The sequence below is a fragment of the Thalassobaculum fulvum genome, assembly GCF_014652915.1.
In the GTDB taxonomy this organism is placed as follows: domain Bacteria; phylum Pseudomonadota; class Alphaproteobacteria; order Thalassobaculales; family Thalassobaculaceae; genus Thalassobaculum_A; species Thalassobaculum_A fulvum.
Genome location: NZ_BMZS01000010.1, coordinates 260478 through 281683 on the forward strand (window position 1 = coordinate 260478; position 21206 = coordinate 281683).

Below are 21206 nucleotides of genomic sequence, written 5' to 3' on the forward strand. Positions count from 1 at the left end.
GCGCAACCTGACGGCATTCTATCGTATGCGGCCGCGGGCGTCTCTCGCAGCGGTGCGGCGACACCGGCCGCCTACGGTCCGACCCGCCAGCGCTCCAGCACGTCGCGGCGGATCTCGATGCCGAGGCCGGGGCCGCTCGGGACGTGGGCGATGCCGCGCTCGACCCGGACCGGCTCGACCAGCAGGCCCTGGCGGAACGGGTGCGGCGTGCTGTCGTACTCCAGCAGCGGCTGGTGCGCGCCGAACGCCGGCGCGCTGGTGGGGAGCACGGCCAGCAGCTGCATCGCCGCCGCCAGCCCGATCCCGGTGCCCCAGACGTGAGGGTTGTAGCGGACGCCATGGGTCCAGGCCATGTCGGCGATCCGCTTGGCCTCGGTCAGGCCGCCGCAGGACGCAGTGTCCGGCTGGATGATGTCGATCGCCCCGGCCTCCAGGATCCGGCGGAAGTCGTGGCGGGTGAACGAGCACTCGCCGCCGGCGATCGGGATCGAGGTGCTGGCGCGGACCTCGCGGTAGCCCTCCAGGTCCTCGGGTTCGACCGGCTCCTCGAACCAGCCGATCCCGAGCGGCTCGATGGCGCGCGCCAGCCGCTTGGCCTGGACCGTGTCGCAGCCGTGGTTGGCGTCGACGAACAGCTCGACCTCCGGGCCGACGGTCTCGCGCAGCATGGCGACCAGTGCGACGTCGTCCTGGAAGCCGAACCCGACCTTGGTCTTCATGGCCCGGAACCCGGCCTGCAGGTAGCCCTCGGCCTCGGCGCGCAGCAGGCGGTGGTTGGTCTGGCGGTCGTCGGACCGGCGGTACAGCCCGGTGGCGTAGGCCTGGACCTCGGTCCGCACCGGCCCGCCCATCAGGACATGTACCGGGGCGCCGAAGTGCTTGCCGCGCAGGTCCCACAGCGCGATGTCGACCGCCGACAGCGCCTGCACCGCGATGCCGCGTTGGCCGTGGTCGCGCAGCGCGTTGTACAGCTCCTCCCAGATCGCGTCGCCGGCCAGCGGCGAGCGGCCGACCAGCCGGGGGGCGTAGTAGCGCTCGATCACCGTGGCGAGCGCCCAGGGCGGGCCGTAGCCGTCGCCCCAGCCGACCAGCCCGGCATCGGTCTCGATCTCCACCACCAGCCCGACCCGGCGGTCGACCCAGGCCTGCGAGAACGCGAAGCGGTCCTCGATCGGGGCTTCCAGGACGTGTGCGCGAACCGCGGTGATCTTCATCGGCGTATCCCCCTCAAGTGTGCCCGTCGAACGGTAACCGAAGCGCGGTCGCGAGCATCGTTCGCCATGGGTATCATGATGACGGACATGCAGAGGCTCGCCCATGGCGATCGCGGAAGCTCTCCTGACCCTGGCCGGGGTCTATCTGTGGATCGGCGTCGCCGTCGCGGTGGCGTTCCTGTGCTGGGGCGTCGACCGGATCGACCGGTCGGCGCGCGGCGCCTACCTGTTCCGGATCCTGGTCGCGCCCGGCGTGGTCGGGTTGTGGCCGCTGGTGGCCGCCCGCTGGGCGGTCCGCGAACGGCGCGGCTGCTGCGGGGAAGCGGCCGATGCGGGCTGACCTGCGGCGCACCCACCGCCGGATCTGGCCGCCGCTGGCGGTGCTGCTGGTCGCCGGCTTCGTGCTCGGCCTCGCCCTGAAGTCCGAGCGGCCGGTTCTCCAGGGATCCGTGGCCGGGGAGACGCGGCCGTGAGCGTGCAGTACCGGCCGGTGCAGTGGACCCGCTCGAAGCTGGCCTATGACTTGTGCCTGGCGGCCGGCGTGGCGCTGTACGTCCTGGTCTATCTGCGGTGGGCGCCCGGCCTAGTCGAGTCGCCGCTGATCGGCGGGGCCGAGCTGCGGATGCGGGCGTTCGGGACCTGTGCGTTCTGGATGCTGACCTTGATCCTGTGCATCGGCCCGCTGGCGCGGCTGGACCGGCGGTTCCTGCCGGTTCTGTACAATCGCCGGCATTTCGGCGTGCTGACCTTCTTCGTCGCGGTCGCCCACCTGTACGCGGTGCTGGGGTGGTACGTGGCGTTCTCGCCGACCGATCCCTGGGTGGCGCTGCTGGCCGCCAACACCGACACCAGCTTCCTCGGCTTCCCGTTCGAGTGGCTGGGGCTGGCAGCGCTGGCGATCCTGTTCGCGATGGCGGCGACCAGCCACGACTTCTGGCTGGCGTTCCTGGGGCCGCCGCTCTGGAAGCGGCTGCACATGCTGGTCTACCTGGCCTACGCCCTGGTGGTTATGCACGTGACCCTGGGCGTGCTGCAGGCCGAGACCAGCGCGGTCTACGCGGTCGCGACCGCGGTCAGCCTGGCGGCGGTGGCCGGGCTGCATCTGCTCGCCGGAGCCGTCGAGGCCCGTCGCGATGCGGTCCCGGAACCTGCGGACGGCGGCTGGGTCTACGTCGCCCGCCTCGACGAGCTGGAGGACGGCATCGGCCGGACCGTGACCCTGCCGGACGGCGAGCGCGCGGCGGTGTTCCGGCACGGCAACAAGGTGTCGGCGCTGTCGAACGCCTGCGCCCACCAGAACGGCCCACTCGGCGAGGGCCGGATCGTCGGCGGCTGCGTGACCTGCCCCTGGCACGGCTTCCAGTACGACCCGGAGACCGGCTGCGCGCCGCCGCCGTTCACCGAGAAGGTCGCGACCTACCGGCTCTGCCGCGACGGCGACCGGCTGCTGATCGATCCGCGGGCACTGCCGCCGGGCACCCGCACCGAGCCGGTACTGGTCGGGGAGCGCGGGGCATGAGGGGACGCGAGCCGTTCTATGTCGGCTACCTGAAGACGCCGCGGCCGTTGCTCGGCTTCCTGGCGGTCCTGGCCGGTGCGGTGCTCGGGGCCTCGGCGGTGCTGGCGGTGACCCTGGTGACCGCGCAGGGCGACTGGGGTGATGCCGCGTTCCGGTGGGGCGAGGGCTACCAGACCCGGACCGGAATCCTGCGGGTCGAGCCGTATCCGGTGCTGTACCTGCCGCCGGATTCCGAGCACCCGCGCGGCCGGGCGATCCCGCTGTCCGGTCAGGGCAAGCGCGGCGTGCGCGAGAAGGCGGCCGGACTGGACGGCGGCCCGGTCGACGTCGGTGGTTTCCTGCTGCGGGCCGGCGACCGCGAGATGATCCAGGTCGGCGGCGAGGTCGGGCTGCGGGCGGCGGCGGACGCCGCGGCGCTGGCGGGATTCGCGGGGCCGGTGTCCGAGCCGGTCGGGCCGCGCACCCTGCGCGGCGAGATCGTCGACTCCAAGTGCTACCTCGGCGCCATGCGGCCGGGCCAGGGCAAGACCCACAAGCTGTGCGCCAACCTTTGCCTGATCGGCGGCATCCCGCCGCTGTTCGTGGTGTACCGGGCCGACGGTCCGCCCGAGCTGCTGCTGCTGGCGGATGCGGACGGCGGGCCGGTGACGGCGGCACTGCTCGACGACACCGCGCGCTATGTCGAACTCTCGGGCACCGTCGAGCGCCGCGCCGACCTGCTGGTGTTTCGGGTCGATCCGGCCAGCCTGAGGCCGCTGTGAGACGGGCGCTCGCCCTGGTGGCGACCGCGATCCTCGGCGCCGCGCTGTACGTCGCCTGGACCGGCTTCCAGGTGGGGCCGATCGGTTGGCGCGGGGCCGGGGCGGTGATCGGCGGGACCTGGCTGTGGGACCTGCGCTGGCCGCTGCTGCCGGCCTACGTGGTCGCGGTGCTGTGGGCGGCGGAGCGGATCGGGCAGCGGCTCAGGGGCCGATAGGGCCCGGCGCCTATGTCGACGCCGAAGTGGTGCCGGCAGCAGGGCTCGAACCCGCGACCCCCTGATTACAAATCAGGTGCTCTACCAGCTGAGCTATGCCGGCACACGCGCCTTCGATACGGGCCGGGGGCGGCCCCGTCAAGCGGCGCCCGGCGGCGCCCGCGGCGTCAGACGATCCGGGCTTCGGCGAGCAGCCGCTGCAGGTTCTTCAGGCGGTTGGCCCGCTCGCCCTTCTGCGACGCGCCCTCGAGGTAGCTGTCGAGAAAGTCCGGGCGCTTCATCAGGTCCTGGGCGGTCTTGCGTGCCCGGTCGGCGTTCGGGCCGGCGATGAACGCGCCTTCGCGGCACAGGTCGACGACCTTCAGGAACCGCTCGGCGGTGGCGCCGCCGCCGGTGCCGAGGCGTTCCAGGATCTTGGAGTGGTCGAGCACGTCGCTCTGGTACCGCTCGACCTGGTTGGCGATCCGCTCCTTGGTCTTGGCCGGCAGCTCCGACTTGACGAGCGCCCGGTGCAGCCGGCCCAGCAGCTTGATGTTCTGCCTGGTGCTCTCCCCCTCGGGAAGGATCGTGCTCTCGAGCTTCGGCTGGCCCATCAGCTCGGTGACGTAGGTCTCGAGATAGCGCCTGGCGTCCTCGCCGAAGATCTTGCCGTGCAGCTGGACGGCCCGCAGGACCCGCTCGCCGACGCAGCGGGTACCGGCCATCAGCATGTCGATGGTCTGGTCGGACAGCGCCCGCGCCAGCCGGCGCTCGAGCGCCTCGCGGGTCCCGCTGCCGCCGAGCAGCTCGCCGTCCCGGGTCATCCGGTCCTTGAGGTCGACGACGAAGGCGACCTCCTCCATCAGCGGCCGGCGGGTCAGCTTCTCGTTCGACCGGGCCAGAACGATCGCGTGCTCGGTCAGGACCGCCCGGGTCTCCGGCATGGCGGCGACGGCCAGCAGGTCGTAAAGCGAGCGGGCGGTGGGCGGGTTGCCCGGGGCACTCTCCGGCTTGGCGGTTCGGTCGACCAGCGCCAGCAGGCGAAGGATCTCGTCGCCGATCGTCTCCTCGCGCCCGAGCACGGCCTCCAGGCCGGCCGGCGGCCGCAGGATCTCGGCGATCAGCGAATCGAAGTAGCGGAACGTCTCGAGCCCGGCGAGGCCGACCCCGAGCCCGGCCAGGGCGGCGAACTTGGCGGCCCAGCCCTGTTCGTCGGCCAGCGTGCGGGTCAGGGCGGCGAACACCCGGAAACTGCGGTCGTCGTCGCTTTCCTCGGGGCGGTGTGCCAGCAGCTCCGGCAGGGAGGTGAGGGTGACCGGCTGCGGCGGCTCGGCCTCGAGCTTCGCGGCGGTCTCCTTCTGGACGACGTCGGTCAGCTCCCAGAGCCGGCGGATGCGCTCGCTGACCGGAACGCTGAGCCCCCGGACCTGCCAGCTGGCGGTCTTCTGGACGGCCTGCATGGCGTTGGTGCCGGCGTTTGCGAGCCTGCTCTGCAGGTCCCGGGAATGCAGGAGTTCCAGCGGCGTGAAGCCCTGCGGCGTGAGGAACCCGGCGGCCGCCCGGCCGAGCGCGAGCCGGGCCTGCGGCGTGTAGAAATCCGCGGTCTCCTCGCAAACCGCCGCCTTGGCGGCCTCCACATCCGTCAGGGGCCCGTGACCCATCGATATGCACCCCCATTTTCCGGCGGGCAGGATGGTGGTCAACTCTTAAGGGAGTGTAAATCACCTGGGGCTGCCCGAACCAGCCGGGCCTGGTAAAGCGCTACCGCGGCGGCCGCCGACACGTTCAACGAGCCGATCGGCGGGCAGGTCGGCAGCCGGGCCAGGGCGTCGCAGGTCTCGCGGGTCAGGCGGCGCAGCCCGGTCCCCTCGGCGCCCAGCACCAAACCGCAGCGGCCGCGCAGGTCGACCTCGGCGAGGTCGGTCGATCCCTCCTCGGCGAGACCGGTGCACCAGAACCCGGCCTCCTGCAGGTCGCGGATCGCCCTGGCGAGGTTGACCACGCGGGCCATCGGAACCGCGTCGACCGCTCCGGAGGCGGTCTTCGCCAGGGTGCCGGTTACCGGCGGGCCGTGCCGGTCCTGCATGATCAGGGCGGACGCGCCGAACGCCGCGGCCGAGCGCAGGACCGCGCCGACGTTGTGCGGGTCGGTGACCTGGTCGAGAATCACCACCAGGACGTCGTCCCGGCCCTGCCAGCCGGCGATCAGGTCGCCGAGGTCGGCGTCGTCCAGCGGCTCGACCTTGAGGACGAGTCCCTGGTGGACCGTGTCGGCCGGCAGGCCGGCGTCGAGATCGGCGCGTTCCATCGCCTGCGGCGCCGGCAGCTCCGCCCGCCGGCCCTCGGGCAGGCCGGCCAGTATCCCGGCCAGCGCGTCGGCGGTCTGCGGGGTGTGACGGATTGCCACGACCTTCCGGCGTGGGTTGGCCAGGGCGGCCTGCACGGCGTGGCGGCCGTACAGCAGGGTCGGGTCGTCGACCGCGTAGGCCGGCTTCGGCCCGCCGCCGGCGTGCCGAGACGGGCGTCCGGAGACCGGCGAAGGCCTGGGCTTGCGTCGGGACATGGGTGTGGTAGCCTTTCGATTGTCACGACCTCATCGAAACGGCTGTCGCCGCGCCTTTCGATATGGTCGTGTTCGCCGTTGACAAACAGGAGCGAATTACCATAGTTCGCGTTCCCTCCGGAACGGGGTCGTCGTCACGGCGATGGTCACGGAAAGTCGGACGGTGGGGTGGCCGAGTGGTTAAAGGCAGCAGACTGTAAATCTGCCCGCGTATGCGTACGTAGGTTCGAATCCTACCCCCACCACCAACTTCCGATGGATCGGCGGCCCAGCGCCGGCGGACCCTGAGGAGCGGAGACTGTAGAAACCCTCGATCGGGCGCCCAACGGCGCCGCAACTGGAAGCCGACGGAAAGCGACGAGCGATGGCCAAGGAAAAGTTTGAGCGTACAAAGCCGCACTGCAACATCGGCACGATTGGTCACGTGGACCATGGCAAGACGACGCTGACGGCGGCGATCACGAAGGTTCTGGCGGAGACCGGCGGCGCGACGTTCATGGCGTACGACGCGATCGACAAGGCTCCTGAGGAGAAGGCGCGCGGGATCACGATCTCGACGGCGCACGTCGAGTACGAGACGTCGAACCGTCACTATGCGCACGTGGACTGCCCGGGTCACGCCGACTACGTGAAGAACATGATCACGGGTGCGGCGCAGATGGACGGGGCGATCCTTGTGTGCTCGGCGGCGGACGGCCCGATGCCGCAGACCCGCGAGCACATCCTGCTGGCGCGCCAGGTCGGCGTTCCGGCGCTGGTGGTTTTCATGAACAAGGTCGACCAGGTGGACGACGAGGAGCTTCTCGAGCTGGTCGAGCTCGAGATCCGCGAGCTTCTGTCGTCGTACGACTTCCCGGGCGACGACATTCCGATCGTGAAGGGCTCTGCGCTGGCCGCGATGGAGGACAGCAACGAGGAGATCGGCAAGAAGGCGATCCTCGAGCTGATGGCGGCGGTGGACGAGTACATCCCGACGCCGGACCGTCCGAAGGACCAGCCGTTCCTGATGCCGATCGAGGACGTGTTCTCGATCTCGGGCCGCGGGACGGTGGTGACCGGCCGCGTCGAGCGGGGTGTGGTGAAGGTCGGCGAGGAAGTCGAGATCGTCGGTCTGCGCGACACCACGAAGACGACCTGCACGGGCGTCGAGATGTTCCGCAAGCTGCTGGACCAGGGCGAGGCGGGCGACAACGTGGGCGTTCTTCTGCGCGGGACCAAGCGCGAGGACGTTGAGCGCGGCCAGGTCCTGGCGAAGCCGGGGACGATCAAGCCGCACACCAAGTTCAAGGCCGAGGCCTACATTCTGACGAAGGAGGAGGGCGGCCGTCACACGCCGTTCTTCACGAACTACCGTCCGCAGTTCTACTTCCGGACGACGGACGTTACGGGGACCGTTGCTCTGCCCGAGGGCACCGAGATGGTGATGCCGGGCGACAACATCGCGATGGACGTGGAGCTGATCGCGCCGATCGCCATGGACGAGGGCCTGCGCTTCGCGATCCGCGAAGGCGGCCGCACCGTCGGCGCCGGCGTCGTCTCCAAGATCATCGAGTGAGGTCGGGAGAATAAGGCGCCCATCGGGTCCGGGCCGGATCCGACGGGCGTTTACAGGAGTGTAGCTCAACTGGTAGAGCACCGGTCTCCAAAACCGGGGGTTGGGGGTTCGAGCCCCTCCACTCCTGCCAATGTATCGGATGGGCGCGGGGGCGCCGCCGGGAAACCGGTGGGCGCCGCCCGCGTTCGGGCGTCGGAATGGGAAAGTCGATGGCGAAGGTGAGCCCCGCGCAGTTCGTGCGCCAAGTGCGGCAGGAAGTGTCGCGCGTGACGTGGGCATCCCGGAAGGACACGGCTACGGCCACCCTGATGGTATTCATCATGGTGTTCCTGGCCTCGATCTTTTTCTTTGTGGTGGACCTGGGCCTGTCGTGGGGCGTGCAGCAGGTCCTCGGACTCGGAGGCTGACAGTGGCGATGCGCTGGTACGTGGTCCACGTCTATTCGGGCTTCGAGAAGAAGGTGGCGACGACGATCCGCGAGCAGGCGGCCGCCCAGGGCATGGAGGACCTCATCGAGGAGGTCCTGGTGCCGACCGAGGAGGTCGTGGAGATGCGCCGCGGCACCAAGGTGAACGCCGAGCGGAAGTTCTTCCCCGGCTACATCCTGGTGAAGATGCAGCTGACGGACCAGACCTGGCACCTGGTGCAGAGCCAGCCGAAGGTCACCGGATTCCTGGGCGGCAAGGGCAAGCCGACCCCGATCACCGAGGCCGAGGCTTCGCGGATCATCAAGCAGGTCTCCGAGGGCGTGGACCGGCCGAAGCCGTCCATCACCTTCGAGATCGGCGAGCAGGTGCGGGTCGCGGACGGCCCGTTCGCGACCTTCAACGGCTACGTCGAGGACGTGGACGAGGAGAAGGCGCGCCTGAAGGTTGCGGTGTCGATCTTTGGTCGATCGACCCCGGTCGACCTGGAGTTCACCCAGGTCGAGAAGGTCTGAGCCGGTTCCGGCTCGTAATGCGGGTTGTGGGAGGTTGCCCCGAAGCCCTGGGGCGCCGCACCACGGCCCGATGACAGAAAGGCGAAGACACGATGGCTAAGAAGATCGTCGGCTACATCAAGCTGGAGATCCCGGCCGGGGCGGCGAACCCGTCCCCGCCGGTCGGTCCGGCGCTGGGCCAACGCGGACTCAACATCATGGAGTTCTGCAAGGCCTTCAACGCAGCGACCGGGAACATGGAGAAGGGCATGCCGGTGCCGGTGGTGATCACCGCCTACGGCGACCGTACCTTCACCTTCATCACCAAGACCCCGCCGGTTGCGTACTTCCTCAAGAAGGCGTCCGGCGTGGCCAAGGGCACCGCGACCCCGAGCCGCAACACCGTCGGCAAGGTCACCATGGCCCAGGTCAAGGAGATCGCCGAGGCGAAGATGCCCGACCTGAACGCGGTCGACCTCGCCGGCGCGATGGAGATGATCAAGGGCTCGGCCCGGTCCATGGGCATCGAAGTGGTGGAGTGACGACGATGGCGAAGAAGGGCAAGCGTCTGGCCGGCGCGTACACCGGCATCGACCGCAACAGCACCTACGCGATGGCCGAGGCCATCAAGCTGGTGAAGTCGAAGGCGTCGGCGAAGTTCGACGAGACCGTCGAGATCGCCATGAACCTGGGCGTCGATCCGCGGCACTCCGACCAGATGGTCCGCGGCGTCGTGTCGCTGCCGCACGGCACCGGCAAGACCGTCCGGGTGGCGGTGTTCGCGAAGGACGCGAAGGCCGAGGAGGCGCGCGCCGCCGGGGCCGACGTGGTCGGGGCCGAGGACCTCATGGAGCAGGTCCAGAACGGCCAGATCGACTTCGACCGGGTGATCGCGACCCCGGACATGATGGGCGTGGTCGGCCGGCTCGGTAAGATCCTGGGCCCGCGCGGCCTGATGCCGAACCCGAAGCTCGGCACGGTGACCGCCAACGTCGCCGAGGCGGTGGCCGCCAGCAAGGCCGGCCAGGTCGAGTTCCGGGCCGAGAAGGCGGGCCTCGTGCACGCCGGCATCGGCAAGGCCAGCTTCTCCGAGGAGGCGCTGCTCGCGAACGCCGCGGCGTTCGTCGACGCCATCCAGAAGGCGAAGCCGACCGGCGCCAAGGGCACCTACATCAAGCGCGTGTCGGTCAGCTCGACCATGGGGCCGGGCGTCAAGGTCGACACCGCGAATCTCGGGACCGCTCCGGCGGCCTGAGGCTGAACACCGGCGGCCGGGTGACCGGCCGTCGGCGTGAGACCCGGGTCGAGGCCCGGGTCGACCTGTCCGAGACTACGGGCGGCTCACGGTCGACGGACCACCGAGCCTTAAAATCCGCCCGTACAGACGGGAGCGCCAACTGATTTCGGCGAAAGCCGGGAGCGGTTGGACTTCTGGGACAGGCGAACGAGCGGACCCGCCGGGCGATCCGACGGGTCCACCTGCAAACCGGACCGTGCGTCCAGGGCGAACCGCCCGAAGACGACCGGTCCAAGTGGCGGAGAACAGAGGTGAACCGAGCTCAGAAGGCCGACCTCGTCGACTCCCTTCGCCAGACCTTCCAGGCCTCCGAGGTCGTCGTCATCACCCATCAGACGGGTCTGACGGTCGCCGAGGTGGAGAACCTGCGTTCGAAGGTCCGGAAGGCGGGAGCCGGCTACAAGGTCACCAAGAATCGGCTCGCCCGTCTCGCTCTGCAGGGCACGCCGTACGAGAACCTGGCCGATCGCTTCACCGGCCCGACGTCCGTGACGACGTCGGTCGATCCGGTGGCGGCGGCCAAGGTGATCGTGGAGTTCGCCAATGCCAACGACAAGCTCACCATCGTCGGTGGTGGGCTTGGCGAGCGGGCGCTCAGCCCGGACGAGGTCAAGGCCCTGGCCAAGACCCCGTCGCTGGACGAATCGCGTGCCAAGCTGGTCGGCCTGCTGCAGGCTCCGGCGTCCCGCATGGTCGGTGTGCTTTCGGCACCGGCCGGCGGTCTCGCCCGGATCTTTGCGGCGCGCGGCGAGCAGGCGGAGTGAAGGCGGTCGATCCGCTCTGTCTTCGGAAGTACCAACCCTTAGGAGTAGGTAGAAATGGCTGATCTCGCGAAGCTCGTCGACGAGCTTTCCAACCTGACCGTCCTGGAGGCCGCCGAGCTCTCCAAGATGCTCGAGGAGAAGTGGGGCGTCTCCGCGGCCGCTCCGGTCGCCATGGCGGCGATGCCGGCGGCCGGCGAGGCTGCTCCGGCGGCCGAGGAGAAGACCGAGTTCGACGTCATCCTGGCGTCGGCCGGCGAGAAGAAGATCAACGTGATCAAGGAGGTCCGTGCGATCACCGGTCTCGGCCTGAAGGAGGCCAAGGACCTGGTCGAGGGCGCGCCGAAGCCGGTCAAGGAAGGCGCTTCCAAGGACGAGGCCGACAAGATCAAGAAGCAGCTCGAAGAGGCTGGGGCGACCGTCGAGCTCAAGTGAGCTTGACCGTCTGCACGATGATCGGGGCGGGGAGCGGCGTGCCGAGGCACGGCCGCTCCCGCGCCCTTTTCCCGTCTCAGCAAGACGCCGGTCCGCAGGTCGGGCGTCTTGCCGAGGCGGGGGCCGCCCGCAGGGGCGTCTCCCACCAAACCGTCGGAGCCATCTGAGGCTCCACGGGTCACCCGCGAGGTCGACGAGGTCATATCATGGCAGTTTCCGCAGTCGGGTCCTTCACCGGTCGCAAGCGAGTCCGCAAGAGCTTCGGTCGGATCGCCGAAGTGGCGCCGATGCCGAACCTCATCGAGGTTCAGAAGAGCTCCTACGACGCCTTCCTGCAGATGGGCGTGGCACCGGAGAAGCGCGCCGACGTGGGCCTCCAGGAGGTCTTCAAGTCGGTGTTCCCGATCCGCGACTTCTCCGAACGCGCGATGCTGGAGTTCGTCGGCTACGAGCTCGAGGAGCCCAAGTACGACGTCGAGGAGTGCCAGCAGCGCGGCCTGACCTTCGCGGCGCCGCTGAAGGTCACCCTGCGCCTGGTGGTCTGGGACGTCGACGAGGAGACCGGCTCCAAGTCGATCCGCGACATCAAGGAGCAGGACGTCTACATGGGCGACATGCCGCTCATGACGGCCCACGGCACCTTCGTGATCAACGGCACCGAGCGCGTCATCGTCTCGCAGATGCACCGCTCGCCGGGCGTGTTCTTCGACCACGACAAGGGCAAGACCCACAGCTCGGGCAAGTACCTGTTCGCCGCCCGGGTCATCCCGTACCGCGGCTCGTGGCTGGATTTCGAGTTCGACTCCAAGGACAACGTCTACGTCCGTATCGACCGTCGTCGTAAGCTGCCGGCGACCACGCTGCTGCTGGCCCTGATGTCGGACTCGTCGATCGAGTACCTGCGCGAGTGCCACCGCACCGGCGAGGAGCCGCAGCGCGATCGCGTGGTCGGCATGAGCGCCGAGGAGATCCTGTCGAACTTCTACGGCACCGTGACCTACACCCGCGAGGGCGAGGGCTGGCGGACCCCGTTCGACGCCGACCGGATGCGCGGCGCCAAGCTGGTGCGCGACCTGATCGACGCCGACACCGGCGAGGTCGTGGCCAAGGCCGGCGACAAGATCACCCCGCGCACGTCGCGCAAGCTGATCGAGGCCGGCCTCAAGGACATGTGGGTGCCGGACGAGGAGCTGATCGGCGCCTATGTCGGTGCCGACCTGATCGACGAGTCGACCGGTCTGGTGCACTGCGACGCCGGCGAGGAGATCACGCCCGACCTGCTGGCGAAGATCGGCGGCGCCAGCATCACCGTGATGCCGGTCCTGGCGATCGACCACATGAACATCGGCGCCTACATGCGCAACACCCTGGCGCTCGACAAGAACGCCACCCGTGAGGAGGCGCTGGTCGACATCTACCGGGTGATGCGCCCGGGCGAGCCGCCGACCCTGGAGACCGCCGAGGCGCTGTTCGATGGCCTGTTCTTCGATTCCGAGCGCTACGACCTGTCGGCCGTCGGCCGGGTCAAGATGAACGCCCGCCTCGGCCTGGAGACCGACGACCAGCTCCGGGTCCTGCGCAAGGACGACATCCTGGCGATCCTGAAGGTCCTGATGGAGCTGAAGGACGGCAAGGGCGAGATCGACGACATCGACCATCTCGGCAACCGCCGGGTCCGGTCGGTCGGCGAGCTCATGGAGAACCAGTACCGCGTCGGCCTGCTGCGGATGGAGCGGGCGATCCGCGAGCGCATGAGCTCGGTCGAGATCGACACCGTGATGCCGCACGACCTGATCAACGCCAAGCCGGCGGCGGCGGCGGTGCGCGAGTTCTTCGGATCGTCGCAGCTCTCGCAGTTCATGGACCAGACCAACCCGCTGTCCGAGATCACCCACAAGCGGCGCCTGTCGGCCCTCGGCCCGGGCGGTCTGACCCGTGAGCGGGCCGGCTTCGAGGTCCGCGACGTGCACCCGACCCACTACGGCCGGATCTGCCCGATCGAGACCCCCGAAGGCCCGAACATCGGCCTGATCAACTCGCTGGCGACCTACGCCCGCGTCAACCAGTACGGATTCATCGAGACGCCGTACCGGAAGGTCACCGACGGCAAGGTGACCGACGACGTCCGCTACATCTCGGCGATGGAGGAGGGCCGCTACACGGTCGCCCAGGCGAACGCCCCGGTCGACGCCGAGGGACGCTTCGTCGAGGAGCTGGTGCCGGTGCGGAAGCGCGGCGACTTCGGTCTGGCGCGCCCGGAGGACATCGACCTGATCGACGTCTCGCCGAAGCAGCTGGTGTCGGTCGCCGCGGCGCTGATCCCGTTCCTCGAGAACGACGACGCCAACCGCGCGCTGATGGGCTCGAACATGCAGCGGCAGGCGGTGCCGCTGCTGCAGGCGGAGGCGCCGTACGTCGGCACCGGCATGGAGGGTACGGTCGCCCGCGACTCCGGCGTGACCATCGTCGCCCGCCGGTCCGGCGTGGTCGACCAGGTCGACGCCCAGCGCATCGTGATCCGGGCCAACGAGGACCTGGAGGGCGCCGGCTCGAACGTCGACATCTACCGTCTGCTGAAGTTCCAGCGCTCCAACCAGAACACCTGCATCACCCAGCGGCCGCTGGTGAAGGTGGGCGACCAGGTGGCGCGTGGCGACATCATCGGCGACGGCCCGTCGACCGACCTCGGCGAGCTCGCCCTCGGCCGGAACGTGCTGGTCGCGTTCATGCCGTGGAACGGCTACAATTTCGAGGACTCGATCCTGATCTCCGAGCGCATCGTCCGCGACGACGTGTTCACCTCGATCCACATCGAGGAATTCGAGATCATGGCCCGCGACACCAAGCTGGGTCAGGAGGAGATCACCCGCGACATCCCGAACGTCGGCGAAGAGGCTCTGAAGAACCTCGACGAGGCGGGCATCGTCTACATCGGCGCCGAGGTCAACCCGGGCGACATCCTGGTCGGCAAGGTGACGCCGAAGGGCGAGTCGCCGATGACGCCGGAAGAGAAGCTGCTCCGGGCGATCTTCGGCGAGAAGGCCTCGGACGTCCGCGACACCTCGCTGCGCGTTCCGCCGGGCGTGACCGGCACGATCGTCGAGGTGCGGGTGTTCTCGCGCCGCGGCGTCGACAAGGACGAGCGCTCCCAGGCGATCGAGCGGGCCGAAATCGAGCGGCTGGCCAAGGACCGCGACGACGAGCGCGCGATCCTCGAGCGCGGCTTCTTCGACCGCCTCAAGGAACTGCTGATGGGCAAGACCGCGTCCGCGGGGCCGAAGGGCTTCAAGGCCGGGACCGCCCTGACGCCGGAGGTGTTCGCCCAGTTCACCCCGGGCCAGTGGCGCCAGTTCGCCGTCGATGACGACAAGCTGATGAGCTACCTGGAAGGGCTGAAGGAACACTTCGACCGCTCGATCGACATGCTCAAGGCCCGCTTCGAGAACAAGGTCGAGAAGCTGCAGCGCGGCGACGAGCTGCCGCCGGGCGTCATGAAGATGGTCAAGGTGTTCGTCGCGGTGAAGCGCAAGCTGCAGCCGGGCGACAAGATGGCCGGCCGTCACGGCAACAAGGGCGTCATCTCCAAGATCAACCCGATCGAGGACATGCCGTACCTGGACGACGGGACCGCGGTGGACATCGTCCTGAACCCGCTGGGCGTGCCGTCGCGCATGAACGTCGGCCAGATCCTGGAGACCCACCTCGGCTGGGCGGCCGCCGGTCTCGGCCGGCAGATCCGCCACATGCTGGAGTCGATGGGCGACCAGCCGAAGGCCGACGACCTGCGCGGCAAGCTGCAGGACATCTACGCCGGCCGGCAGTACGACGAGCGGGTCAAGCCGCTCGGCGACGGCGAGGTGGTCGAGCTGGCGAAGAACCTGACCCGCGGCGTGCCGATGGCCACCCCGGTGTTCGACGGCGCCCGCGAGGAGGACATCGTCGGCATGCTGGAGCGGGCCGGCCTGAACTCCTCGGGCCAGGTCGACCTGTGGGACGGCAGGACCGGCGAGCAGTTCGACCGCCAGGTCACCGTCGGCTACATCTACATGCTGAAGCTGCACCACTTGGTGGACGACAAGATCCACGCCCGGTCGATCGGCCCGTACAGCCTGGTCACCCAGCAGCCGCTGGGCGGCAAGGCGCAGTTCGGCGGTCAGCGCTTCGGCGAGATGGAGGTCTGGGCGCTCGAGGCGTACGGTGCCGCGTACACCCTCCAGGAGATGCTGACGGTGAAGTCGGACGACGTTTCCGGCCGGACCAAGGTCTACGAGGCGATCGTCCGCGGCGACGACAACTTCGAGGCCGGCATCCCCGAGTCGTTCAACGTGCTGGTCAAGGAGCTGCGTTCGCTCGGCCTCAACGTCGAGCTGAACCAGGAGGAGTACTGACGCCCCCGGTTGATCGTCTGACGAACCCCGGGGTGTAATCGTCGGTCGCCACGACCGATATGGGTCCTGGGAGCCATCCCAGGACCCGCAACGGCGCCTAGGCGCGAGGAGTGCTTCGATGAACGAGTTGGTGAACATCTTCGGCCAGCCGACCGGGCCTCAGAGCTTCGACAGTATCCAGATCGCGATCGCGTCGCCGGAGCGGATCCGCTCCTGGTCGTACGGCGAGATCAAGAAGCCGGAGACCATCAACTACCGGACCTTCAAGCCGGAGCGGGACGGCCTGTTCTGCGCCCGCATCTTCGGTCCGATCAAGGATTACGAGTGCTTGTGCGGCAAGTACAAGCGCATGAAGTACCGCGGCATCATCTGTGAGAAGTGCGGCGTCGAGGTCACGCTCTCGAAGGTCCGGCGCGAGCGCATGGGTCACATCGAGCTGGCGTCGCCGGTCGCGCACATCTGGTTCCTGAAGTCGCTGCCGAGCCGGATCGGCCTGCTGCTCGACATGACCCTGAAGGACCTGGAGCGGGTCCTGTACTTCGAGAACTTCGTGGTCACCGACCCGCTGCTCTCGCCGCTGAAGGAGAAGCAGCTCCTCAGCGAGGAGGAGTACTACAACGCCCAGGACGAGTACGGCGAGGACGCGTTCGTCGCGCTGATCGGCGCCGAGGCCCTCAAGGACATGCTGGGCAAGCTCGACCTGGACGAGGAGAAGATCAAGGTCCGCGACGAGCTGCGCGAGACCGGCTCCGAGGCCAAGCGCAAGAAGCTGGTCAAGCGGCTGAAGATCATCGAGGCGTTCCAGGAGTCCGGCTCGCGTCCGGAGTGGATGATCCTCGACGTGGTGCCGGTGATTCCGCCCGAGCTGCGCCCGCTGGTGCCGCTGGACGGCGGCCGGTTCGCGACCTCGGACCTGAACGACCTGTACCGCCGCGTCATCAACCGCAACAACCGCCTGAAGCGGCTGATCGAGCTGCGCGCGCCGGACATCATCGTGCGCAACGAGAAGCGCATGCTGCAGGAGGCGGTCGACGCGCTGTTCGACAACGGCCGCCGCGGCCGGGTCATCACCGGCGCCAACAAGCGGCCGCTGAAGTCGCTCAGCGACATGCTGAAGGGCAAGCAGGGCCGGTTCCGCCAGAACCTGCTCGGCAAGCGCGTCGACTATTCCGGCCGGTCGGTCATCGTGGTCGGCCCGGACCTGAAGCTGCACCAGTGCGGCCTGCCGAAGAAGATGGCGCTGGAGCTGTTCAAGCCGTTCATCTACTCGCGGCTCGAGTTGTACGGCATGGCCAGCACCATCAAGGCCGCCAAGCGCATGGTCGAGAAGGAGCGGCCGGAGGTCTGGGACATCCTCGAGGAGGTGATCCGCGAGCACCCGGTCCTGCTGAACCGCGCCCCGACCCTGCACCGCCTCGGCATCCAGGCGTTCGAGCCGAAGCTGATCGAGGGCAAGGCGATCCAGCTGCACCCGCTGGTCTGCACCGCGTTCAACGCCGACTTCGACGGCGACCAGATGGCGGTGCACGTGCCGCTGTCGCTGGAGGCCCAGCTCGAGGCCCGCGTGCTCATGATGTCGACCAACAACATCCTGAGCCCGGCCAACGGCAAGCCGATCATCGTGCCGTCGCAGGACATCATTCTGGGCCTGTACTACCTCACCATGGAGCGTGACGGCATGCCCGGCGAGGGCATGGTGTTCGCCGATCCGGCCGAGGTCGATCACGCGATCACCACCAAGGCCGTCACCCTGCACACCAAGGTGAAGGCGCGGATCACGACCTACGACGAGAACGGCGAGAAGGTCACCAAGCGGGTCGACACCACCCCGGGCCGCCTGAAGCTGTTCGAGCTGCTGCCGGACAACCCGCTGATGCGCTTCGAGCACATCAACAAGCTGATGACCAAGAAGGAGGTCTCGAACGTCATCGATCTCGTCTACCGCCACTGCGGTCAGAAGGAGACGGTGATCTTCGCCGACCGGGTCATGGCGCTGGGTTTCGGCCACGCCTGCCGCGCCGGCATCTCGTTCGGCAAGGACGACCTGGTCATCCCGTCGGCCAAGCAGGGCCTGGTCGACGAGGCCAACGAGCAGGTCAAGGAGTTCGAGCAGCAGTACCTCGACGGCCTGATCACCCAGGGCGAGAAGTACAACAAGGTGGTCGACGTCTGGTCGCGCTGCACCGACCAGGTCGCCGAGGAGATGATGGGCGTCATCGCCAAGGACGAGCCCGGCAAGCAGATCAACTCGGTCTGGATGATGGCGCACTCCGGTGCCCGTGGTTCGGCCGCCCAGATCAAGCAGCTCGCCGGCATGCGCGGCCTGATGGCCAAGCCGTCGGGCGAGATCATCGAGACGCCGATCATCTCGAACTTCAAGGAAGGCCTGACCGTGCTCGAGTACTTCAACTCGACCCACGGCGCCCGTAAGGGCCTGGCCGACACCGCCCTGAAGACCGCGAACTCCGGCTACCTGACCCGCCGTCTGGTCGACGTGGCGCAGGACTGCATCATCAACGAGCGGGACTGCGGCACCGAGCGTGGCCTGACGGCGCGGGCGGTGGTCGACGGCGGCGAGGTGATCGAGCCGCTCGGCGACCGGATCCTGGGTCGGACCTCGTGCGACGACGTGCTGGACCCGCTGTCGGGCGAGAAGATCGTCTCGGCCGGGGACATCATCGACGAGGCGATGGTCGAGCTGGTCGAACGGGCCGGCATCGACGCGGTGCGCATCCGCTCGGTGCTGACCTGCGAGACCAAGAACGGCGTGTGTGCGGCCTGCTACGGGCGTGACCTCGCTCGCGGCACGCCGGTCAACGCCGGCGAGGCGGTCGGCGTCATCGCCGCGCAGTCGATCGGCGAGCCCGGCACCCAGCTGACCATGCGGACCTTCCACATCGGCGGGGCCGCGCAGCGCGGTGCCGAGCAGTCCTCGATCGAGGCTTCGCTGGGCGCAACGATCCAGGTCCAGAACCGCAACGTCGTCACGAACTCCGACGGCGTGATGGTGGTGATGAGCCGGAACACCGAGCTGGTGTTGGCCGACGAGCAGGGCCGGGAACGGGCGCGGCACCGCGTGCCGTACGGCGCCAAGCTGCTGGTCGATGACGGCGCGAAGGTCGAGGCCGGCCAGCGCATGGCCGAGTGGGACCCGTACACCATCCCGATCCTCACCGAGAAGGAGGGCATCGCGCACTACGTCGACCTGGTCGACGGCATCTCGATGCGCGAAGTCACCGACGAGGCGACCGGTATCGCATCGCGCGTCGTGGTCGACTGGAAGCAGCAGCCGCGGGGCAACGACCTGAAGCCGCGCATCACCCTGCGTGATGCGGCCGGCGAGGTCGTCCAGCTCGCCAACGGCCTCGAGGCCCGCTACTTCATGTCGGTCGACGCCATCCTGTCGGTCGAGAACGGGGCGGTGGTGAAGGCGGGCGACGTGCTGGCGCGTATCCCGCGCGAGTCGTCGAAGACCCGCGACATCACCGGCGGTCTGCCGCGCGTGGCCGAGCTGTTCGAGGCCCGGCGCCCGAAGGACTTCGCGATCATCAGCGAGTCCGAGGGCCGGGTCGAGTTCGGCAAGGACTACAAGACCAAGCGCCGGGTGATCGTGAACCCGACCGAGGAGGGTGCCGAGCCGGTCGAGTACATGATCCCGAAGGGCAAGCACCTGGCGGTGCACGAGGGCGACTACGTCCAGAAGGGCGACCTTCTGATGGACGGCGCCCGGGTGCCGCACGACATCCTGAACATCATGGGCGTCGAGGCGCTGGCCGACTACCTGATCTACGAGATCCAGGAGGTCTATCGGCTGCAGGGCGTGAAGATCAACGACAAGCACATCGAGGTGATCGTCCGCCAGATGCTGCAGAAGGTGGAGGTCATCGACGCCGGCGACACCACCCTGCTGATCGGCGAGACGGTGGACCGGGACGAGTTCGACGAGGCCAACGAGAAGGCACTCGCCGAGAACCTGCGTCCGGCCCAGGCCAAGCCGGTGCTCCAGGGCATCACCAAGGCCTCGCTGCAGACCAAGTCGTTCATCTCGGCGGCCTCGTTCCAGGAGACCACCCGCGTGCTCACCGAGGCGGCGGTGTCCGGCAAGGTCGACGGGCTCGAGGGCCTCAAGGAGAACGTCATCGTCGGCCGCCTGATCCCGGCCGGCACCGGCAGCGTGATGAACCGCCTGCGCCGCATCGCGGCCGAGAGGGATCGGGCGCTCAACCCGCCGCAGCCGGAAGACGAGTCGACGCCGCAGCTCGAGGCCGAGTCGGAAGTCACGGCCGCCGAGTAGGCGAGTCGGCCGGGCTGCCGGCCGAACCGAAGGGCATACGGCCCCCCACCGCGCGATGCGGCGGGGGGCCGTGTCCGTTCTGGGGAAGCGTAGGCGCGGTCCGACCGATTGTTGCCTTCATGCGGCCGGCGCAGACACGAACTGTCGTTCGTGAGCGATTCCCGAGTGTTGCGGAAACCCTGAAATTTTCCGGAATCTCCGCTTGACCCGGCAGGTCCGCCTCCATAGTATCCGCGAACCTTAAATCGGGGCTGGTGGTGAACCCCGCGGCGCCCTTTCTAGCGCGCCCGGGCATTCAGACACAGAACCGACAGCAAGGTACGAAAACAAATCGAGGGCCTTCGCGCCGCGGAGGCCGGTCTGGTGAGCGGGCTTGCCACGGGTCTACGACCCGGCTGGTGGCGAGTTCGCGCGTTTTTGGTCGAGAAGGATCGACGGATGCCGACGATCAACCAGTTGATCAACCACGGCCGTAAGGTGCCGGTGAAGCGCAACAAGGTTCCGGCGCTGCAGGCGTGTCCGCAGAAGCGGGGTGTGTGCACCCGCGTCTATACGACCACGCCGAAGAAGCCGAACTCGGCGCTTCGCAAGGTGGCGCGCGTGCGCCTCACCAACGGGTTCGAGGTCATCAGCTACATCCCCGGCGAAGGCCATAACCTGCAGGAGCACTCGGTCGTCATGATCCGGGGCGGCCGCGTTAAGGACCTTCCGGGCGTTCGCTATCACATCATTCGCGGCACCCTCGACACCCAGGGCGTCAAGGACCGCCGCCAGCGCCGTTCGAAGTACGGCGCCAAGCGGCCGAAGTAAGGAGGGCCTCGCATGTCGCGTCGGCATCGTGCGGAGAAGCGCCCGGTTCTTCCGGACGCCAAGTTCGGGGACGAGGTCGTCTCCAAGTTCATGAGCTGCCTCATGTACGACGGCAAGCGCTCGGTCGCCGAGGGCATCGTCTACGGGGCGTTCGATCGCATCGCCAAGCGGACCGGCGGCGAGCCGATCCGGCTGTTCCACGATGCGCTGGGCAACGTGCGGCCGCACCTCGAGGTGCGTTCGCGGCGGGTCGGCGGCGCGACCTACCAGGTGCCGGTCGAGGTTCGTCCGGAGCGGGCGCAGGCGCTGGCCATCCGCTGGCTGATCGACGCCGCGCGCAAGCGCTCGGAGAAGACTATGACCGAGCGGCTGTCGGGCGAGCTGGTCGACGCCGCCAACAACCGCGGCACCGCCGTGAAGAAACGCGAGGATACCCACCGGATGGCGGACGCCAACAAGGCGTTCTCGCACTACCGCTGGTAACCGCAAGCGCAAG

The 21206-nt window shown here is 68.6% G+C and carries 19 protein-coding genes and 3 tRNA genes; 18 read left to right on the forward strand and 4 right to left on the reverse strand.

Annotated elements, in window-relative coordinates; genetic code table 11:
• Positions 1 to 71: 71 nt before the first annotated feature.
• Complete coding sequence (locus IE246_RS20970; RefSeq protein WP_189993304.1) at positions 72 to 1214, reverse strand: mandelate racemase/muconate lactonizing enzyme family protein; 1143 nt, start codon at positions 1212 to 1214, stop codon at positions 72 to 74.
• A gap of 103 nt (positions 1215 to 1317) precedes the next feature.
• On the opposite strand from IE246_RS20970, the gene IE246_RS20975 reads away from it, so the two are divergent.
• Genes IE246_RS20975 through IE246_RS20995 form a run of 5 tightly spaced genes read left to right on the forward strand, consistent with a single transcriptional unit; the run spans position 1318 to position 3709 of the window.
• Positions 1318 to 1554 carry a hypothetical protein gene (locus IE246_RS20975; protein ID WP_189993306.1) on the forward strand — a complete coding sequence of 79 codons (237 nt, stop codon included), beginning with the start codon at positions 1318 to 1320 and terminating at the stop codon, positions 1552 to 1554.
• Positions 1544 to 1687: a hypothetical protein gene (locus tag IE246_RS20980; RefSeq protein ID WP_189993308.1), complete on the forward strand. Its 144-nt coding sequence runs from the start codon at positions 1544 to 1546 to the stop codon at positions 1685 to 1687. Before IE246_RS20975 ends, IE246_RS20980 begins: the two co-directional genes overlap by 11 nt.
• Positions 1684 to 2733, forward strand: coding sequence for a Rieske 2Fe-2S domain-containing protein (locus IE246_RS20985; protein WP_189993310.1), 1050 nt, complete (start codon positions 1684 to 1686; stop codon positions 2731 to 2733). Before IE246_RS20980 ends, IE246_RS20985 begins: the two co-directional genes overlap by 4 nt.
• Complete coding sequence (locus IE246_RS20990) at positions 2730 to 3494, forward strand: hypothetical protein (protein WP_189993312.1); 765 nt, start codon at positions 2730 to 2732, stop codon at positions 3492 to 3494. Before IE246_RS20985 ends, IE246_RS20990 begins: the two co-directional genes overlap by 4 nt.
• Positions 3491 to 3709 (forward strand): hypothetical protein, encoded by a 219-nt coding sequence (locus tag IE246_RS20995; protein ID WP_189993314.1) that lies wholly within the window; start codon positions 3491 to 3493, stop codon positions 3707 to 3709. The genes IE246_RS20990 and IE246_RS20995 overlap by 4 nt, the downstream gene beginning before the upstream one ends.
• A gap of 27 nt (positions 3710 to 3736) precedes the next feature.
• Here the strand turns inward: IE246_RS20995 and IE246_RS21000 are convergent.
• From IE246_RS21000 to rlmB, 3 genes are all read right to left on the reverse strand, one after another.
• Positions 3737 to 3812, reverse strand: a tRNA-Thr gene (locus IE246_RS21000).
• A gap of 64 nt (positions 3813 to 3876) precedes the next feature.
• Positions 3877 to 5349 carry a hypothetical protein gene (locus IE246_RS21005; protein WP_189993316.1) on the reverse strand — a complete coding sequence of 491 codons (1473 nt, stop codon included), beginning with the start codon at positions 5347 to 5349 and terminating at the stop codon, positions 3877 to 3879.
• 38 nt (positions 5350 to 5387) lie between these two features.
• Positions 5388 to 6251, reverse strand: coding sequence for a 23S rRNA (guanosine(2251)-2'-O)-methyltransferase RlmB (gene rlmB, locus IE246_RS21010; protein WP_189993318.1), 864 nt, complete (start codon positions 6249 to 6251; stop codon positions 5388 to 5390).
• Between the two features lie 162 nt (positions 6252 to 6413).
• Between rlmB and IE246_RS21015 the strand changes: the two genes are divergently transcribed.
• The 13 genes from IE246_RS21015 to rpsG all read left to right on the forward strand — a co-directional run bounded on the left by IE246_RS21015 (position 6414) and on the right by rpsG (position 21193).
• A tRNA-Tyr gene (locus IE246_RS21015) sits at positions 6414 to 6499 on the forward strand.
• Positions 6500 to 6615: 116 nt separating this feature from the next.
• Positions 6616 to 7806 carry an elongation factor Tu gene (gene tuf, locus IE246_RS21020; RefSeq protein ID WP_189993320.1) on the forward strand — a complete coding sequence of 397 codons (1191 nt, stop codon included), beginning with the start codon at positions 6616 to 6618 and terminating at the stop codon, positions 7804 to 7806.
• Between the two features lie 54 nt (positions 7807 to 7860).
• Positions 7861 to 7936, forward strand: a tRNA-Trp gene (locus tag IE246_RS21025).
• Positions 7937 to 8015: 79 nt separating this feature from the next.
• Positions 8016 to 8213 carry a preprotein translocase subunit SecE gene (gene secE, locus IE246_RS21030; RefSeq protein ID WP_189993322.1) on the forward strand — a complete coding sequence of 66 codons (198 nt, stop codon included), beginning with the start codon at positions 8016 to 8018 and terminating at the stop codon, positions 8211 to 8213.
• A gap of 2 nt (positions 8214 to 8215) precedes the next feature.
• Positions 8216 to 8746, forward strand: a complete 531-nt coding sequence (gene nusG, locus IE246_RS21035) for a transcription termination/antitermination protein NusG (protein WP_189993324.1) — start codon at positions 8216 to 8218, stop codon at positions 8744 to 8746.
• A gap of 92 nt (positions 8747 to 8838) precedes the next feature.
• Complete coding sequence (gene rplK, locus IE246_RS21040) at positions 8839 to 9267, forward strand: 50S ribosomal protein L11 (RefSeq protein WP_189993326.1); 429 nt, start codon at positions 8839 to 8841, stop codon at positions 9265 to 9267.
• A 5-nt stretch (positions 9268 to 9272) separates the two neighbouring features.
• The gene (gene rplA / locus IE246_RS21045; RefSeq protein WP_189993328.1) at positions 9273 to 9980 is read left to right on the forward strand and encodes a 50S ribosomal protein L1; all 708 of its coding nucleotides are present in this window, start codon (positions 9273 to 9275) and stop codon (positions 9978 to 9980) included.
• A 293-nt stretch (positions 9981 to 10273) separates the two neighbouring features.
• Positions 10274 to 10786 (forward strand): 50S ribosomal protein L10, encoded by a 513-nt coding sequence (gene rplJ, locus IE246_RS21050; RefSeq protein WP_189993331.1) that lies wholly within the window; start codon positions 10274 to 10276, stop codon positions 10784 to 10786.
• A 54-nt stretch (positions 10787 to 10840) separates the two neighbouring features.
• Positions 10841 to 11218 carry a 50S ribosomal protein L7/L12 gene (rplL, locus tag IE246_RS21055; protein WP_189993333.1) on the forward strand — a complete coding sequence of 126 codons (378 nt, stop codon included), beginning with the start codon at positions 10841 to 10843 and terminating at the stop codon, positions 11216 to 11218.
• 206 nt (positions 11219 to 11424) lie between these two features.
• Positions 11425 to 15606 carry a DNA-directed RNA polymerase subunit beta gene (rpoB, locus tag IE246_RS21060; RefSeq protein ID WP_189993335.1) on the forward strand — a complete coding sequence of 1394 codons (4182 nt, stop codon included), beginning with the start codon at positions 11425 to 11427 and terminating at the stop codon, positions 15604 to 15606.
• Positions 15607 to 15724: 118 nt separating this feature from the next.
• Positions 15725 to 19900 (forward strand): DNA-directed RNA polymerase subunit beta', encoded by a 4176-nt coding sequence (gene rpoC / locus IE246_RS21065; RefSeq protein ID WP_189993337.1) that lies wholly within the window; start codon positions 15725 to 15727, stop codon positions 19898 to 19900.
• Between the two features lie 438 nt (positions 19901 to 20338).
• Positions 20339 to 20710 (forward strand): 30S ribosomal protein S12, encoded by a 372-nt coding sequence (rpsL, locus tag IE246_RS21070; protein ID WP_007678359.1) that lies wholly within the window; start codon positions 20339 to 20341, stop codon positions 20708 to 20710.
• Between the two features lie 12 nt (positions 20711 to 20722).
• Entirely contained in the window at positions 20723 to 21193 is a 471-nt protein-coding gene (gene rpsG / locus IE246_RS21075; protein WP_189993339.1) for a 30S ribosomal protein S7, read from the forward strand.
• The last annotated feature ends 13 nt before the right edge of the window (positions 21194 to 21206 follow it).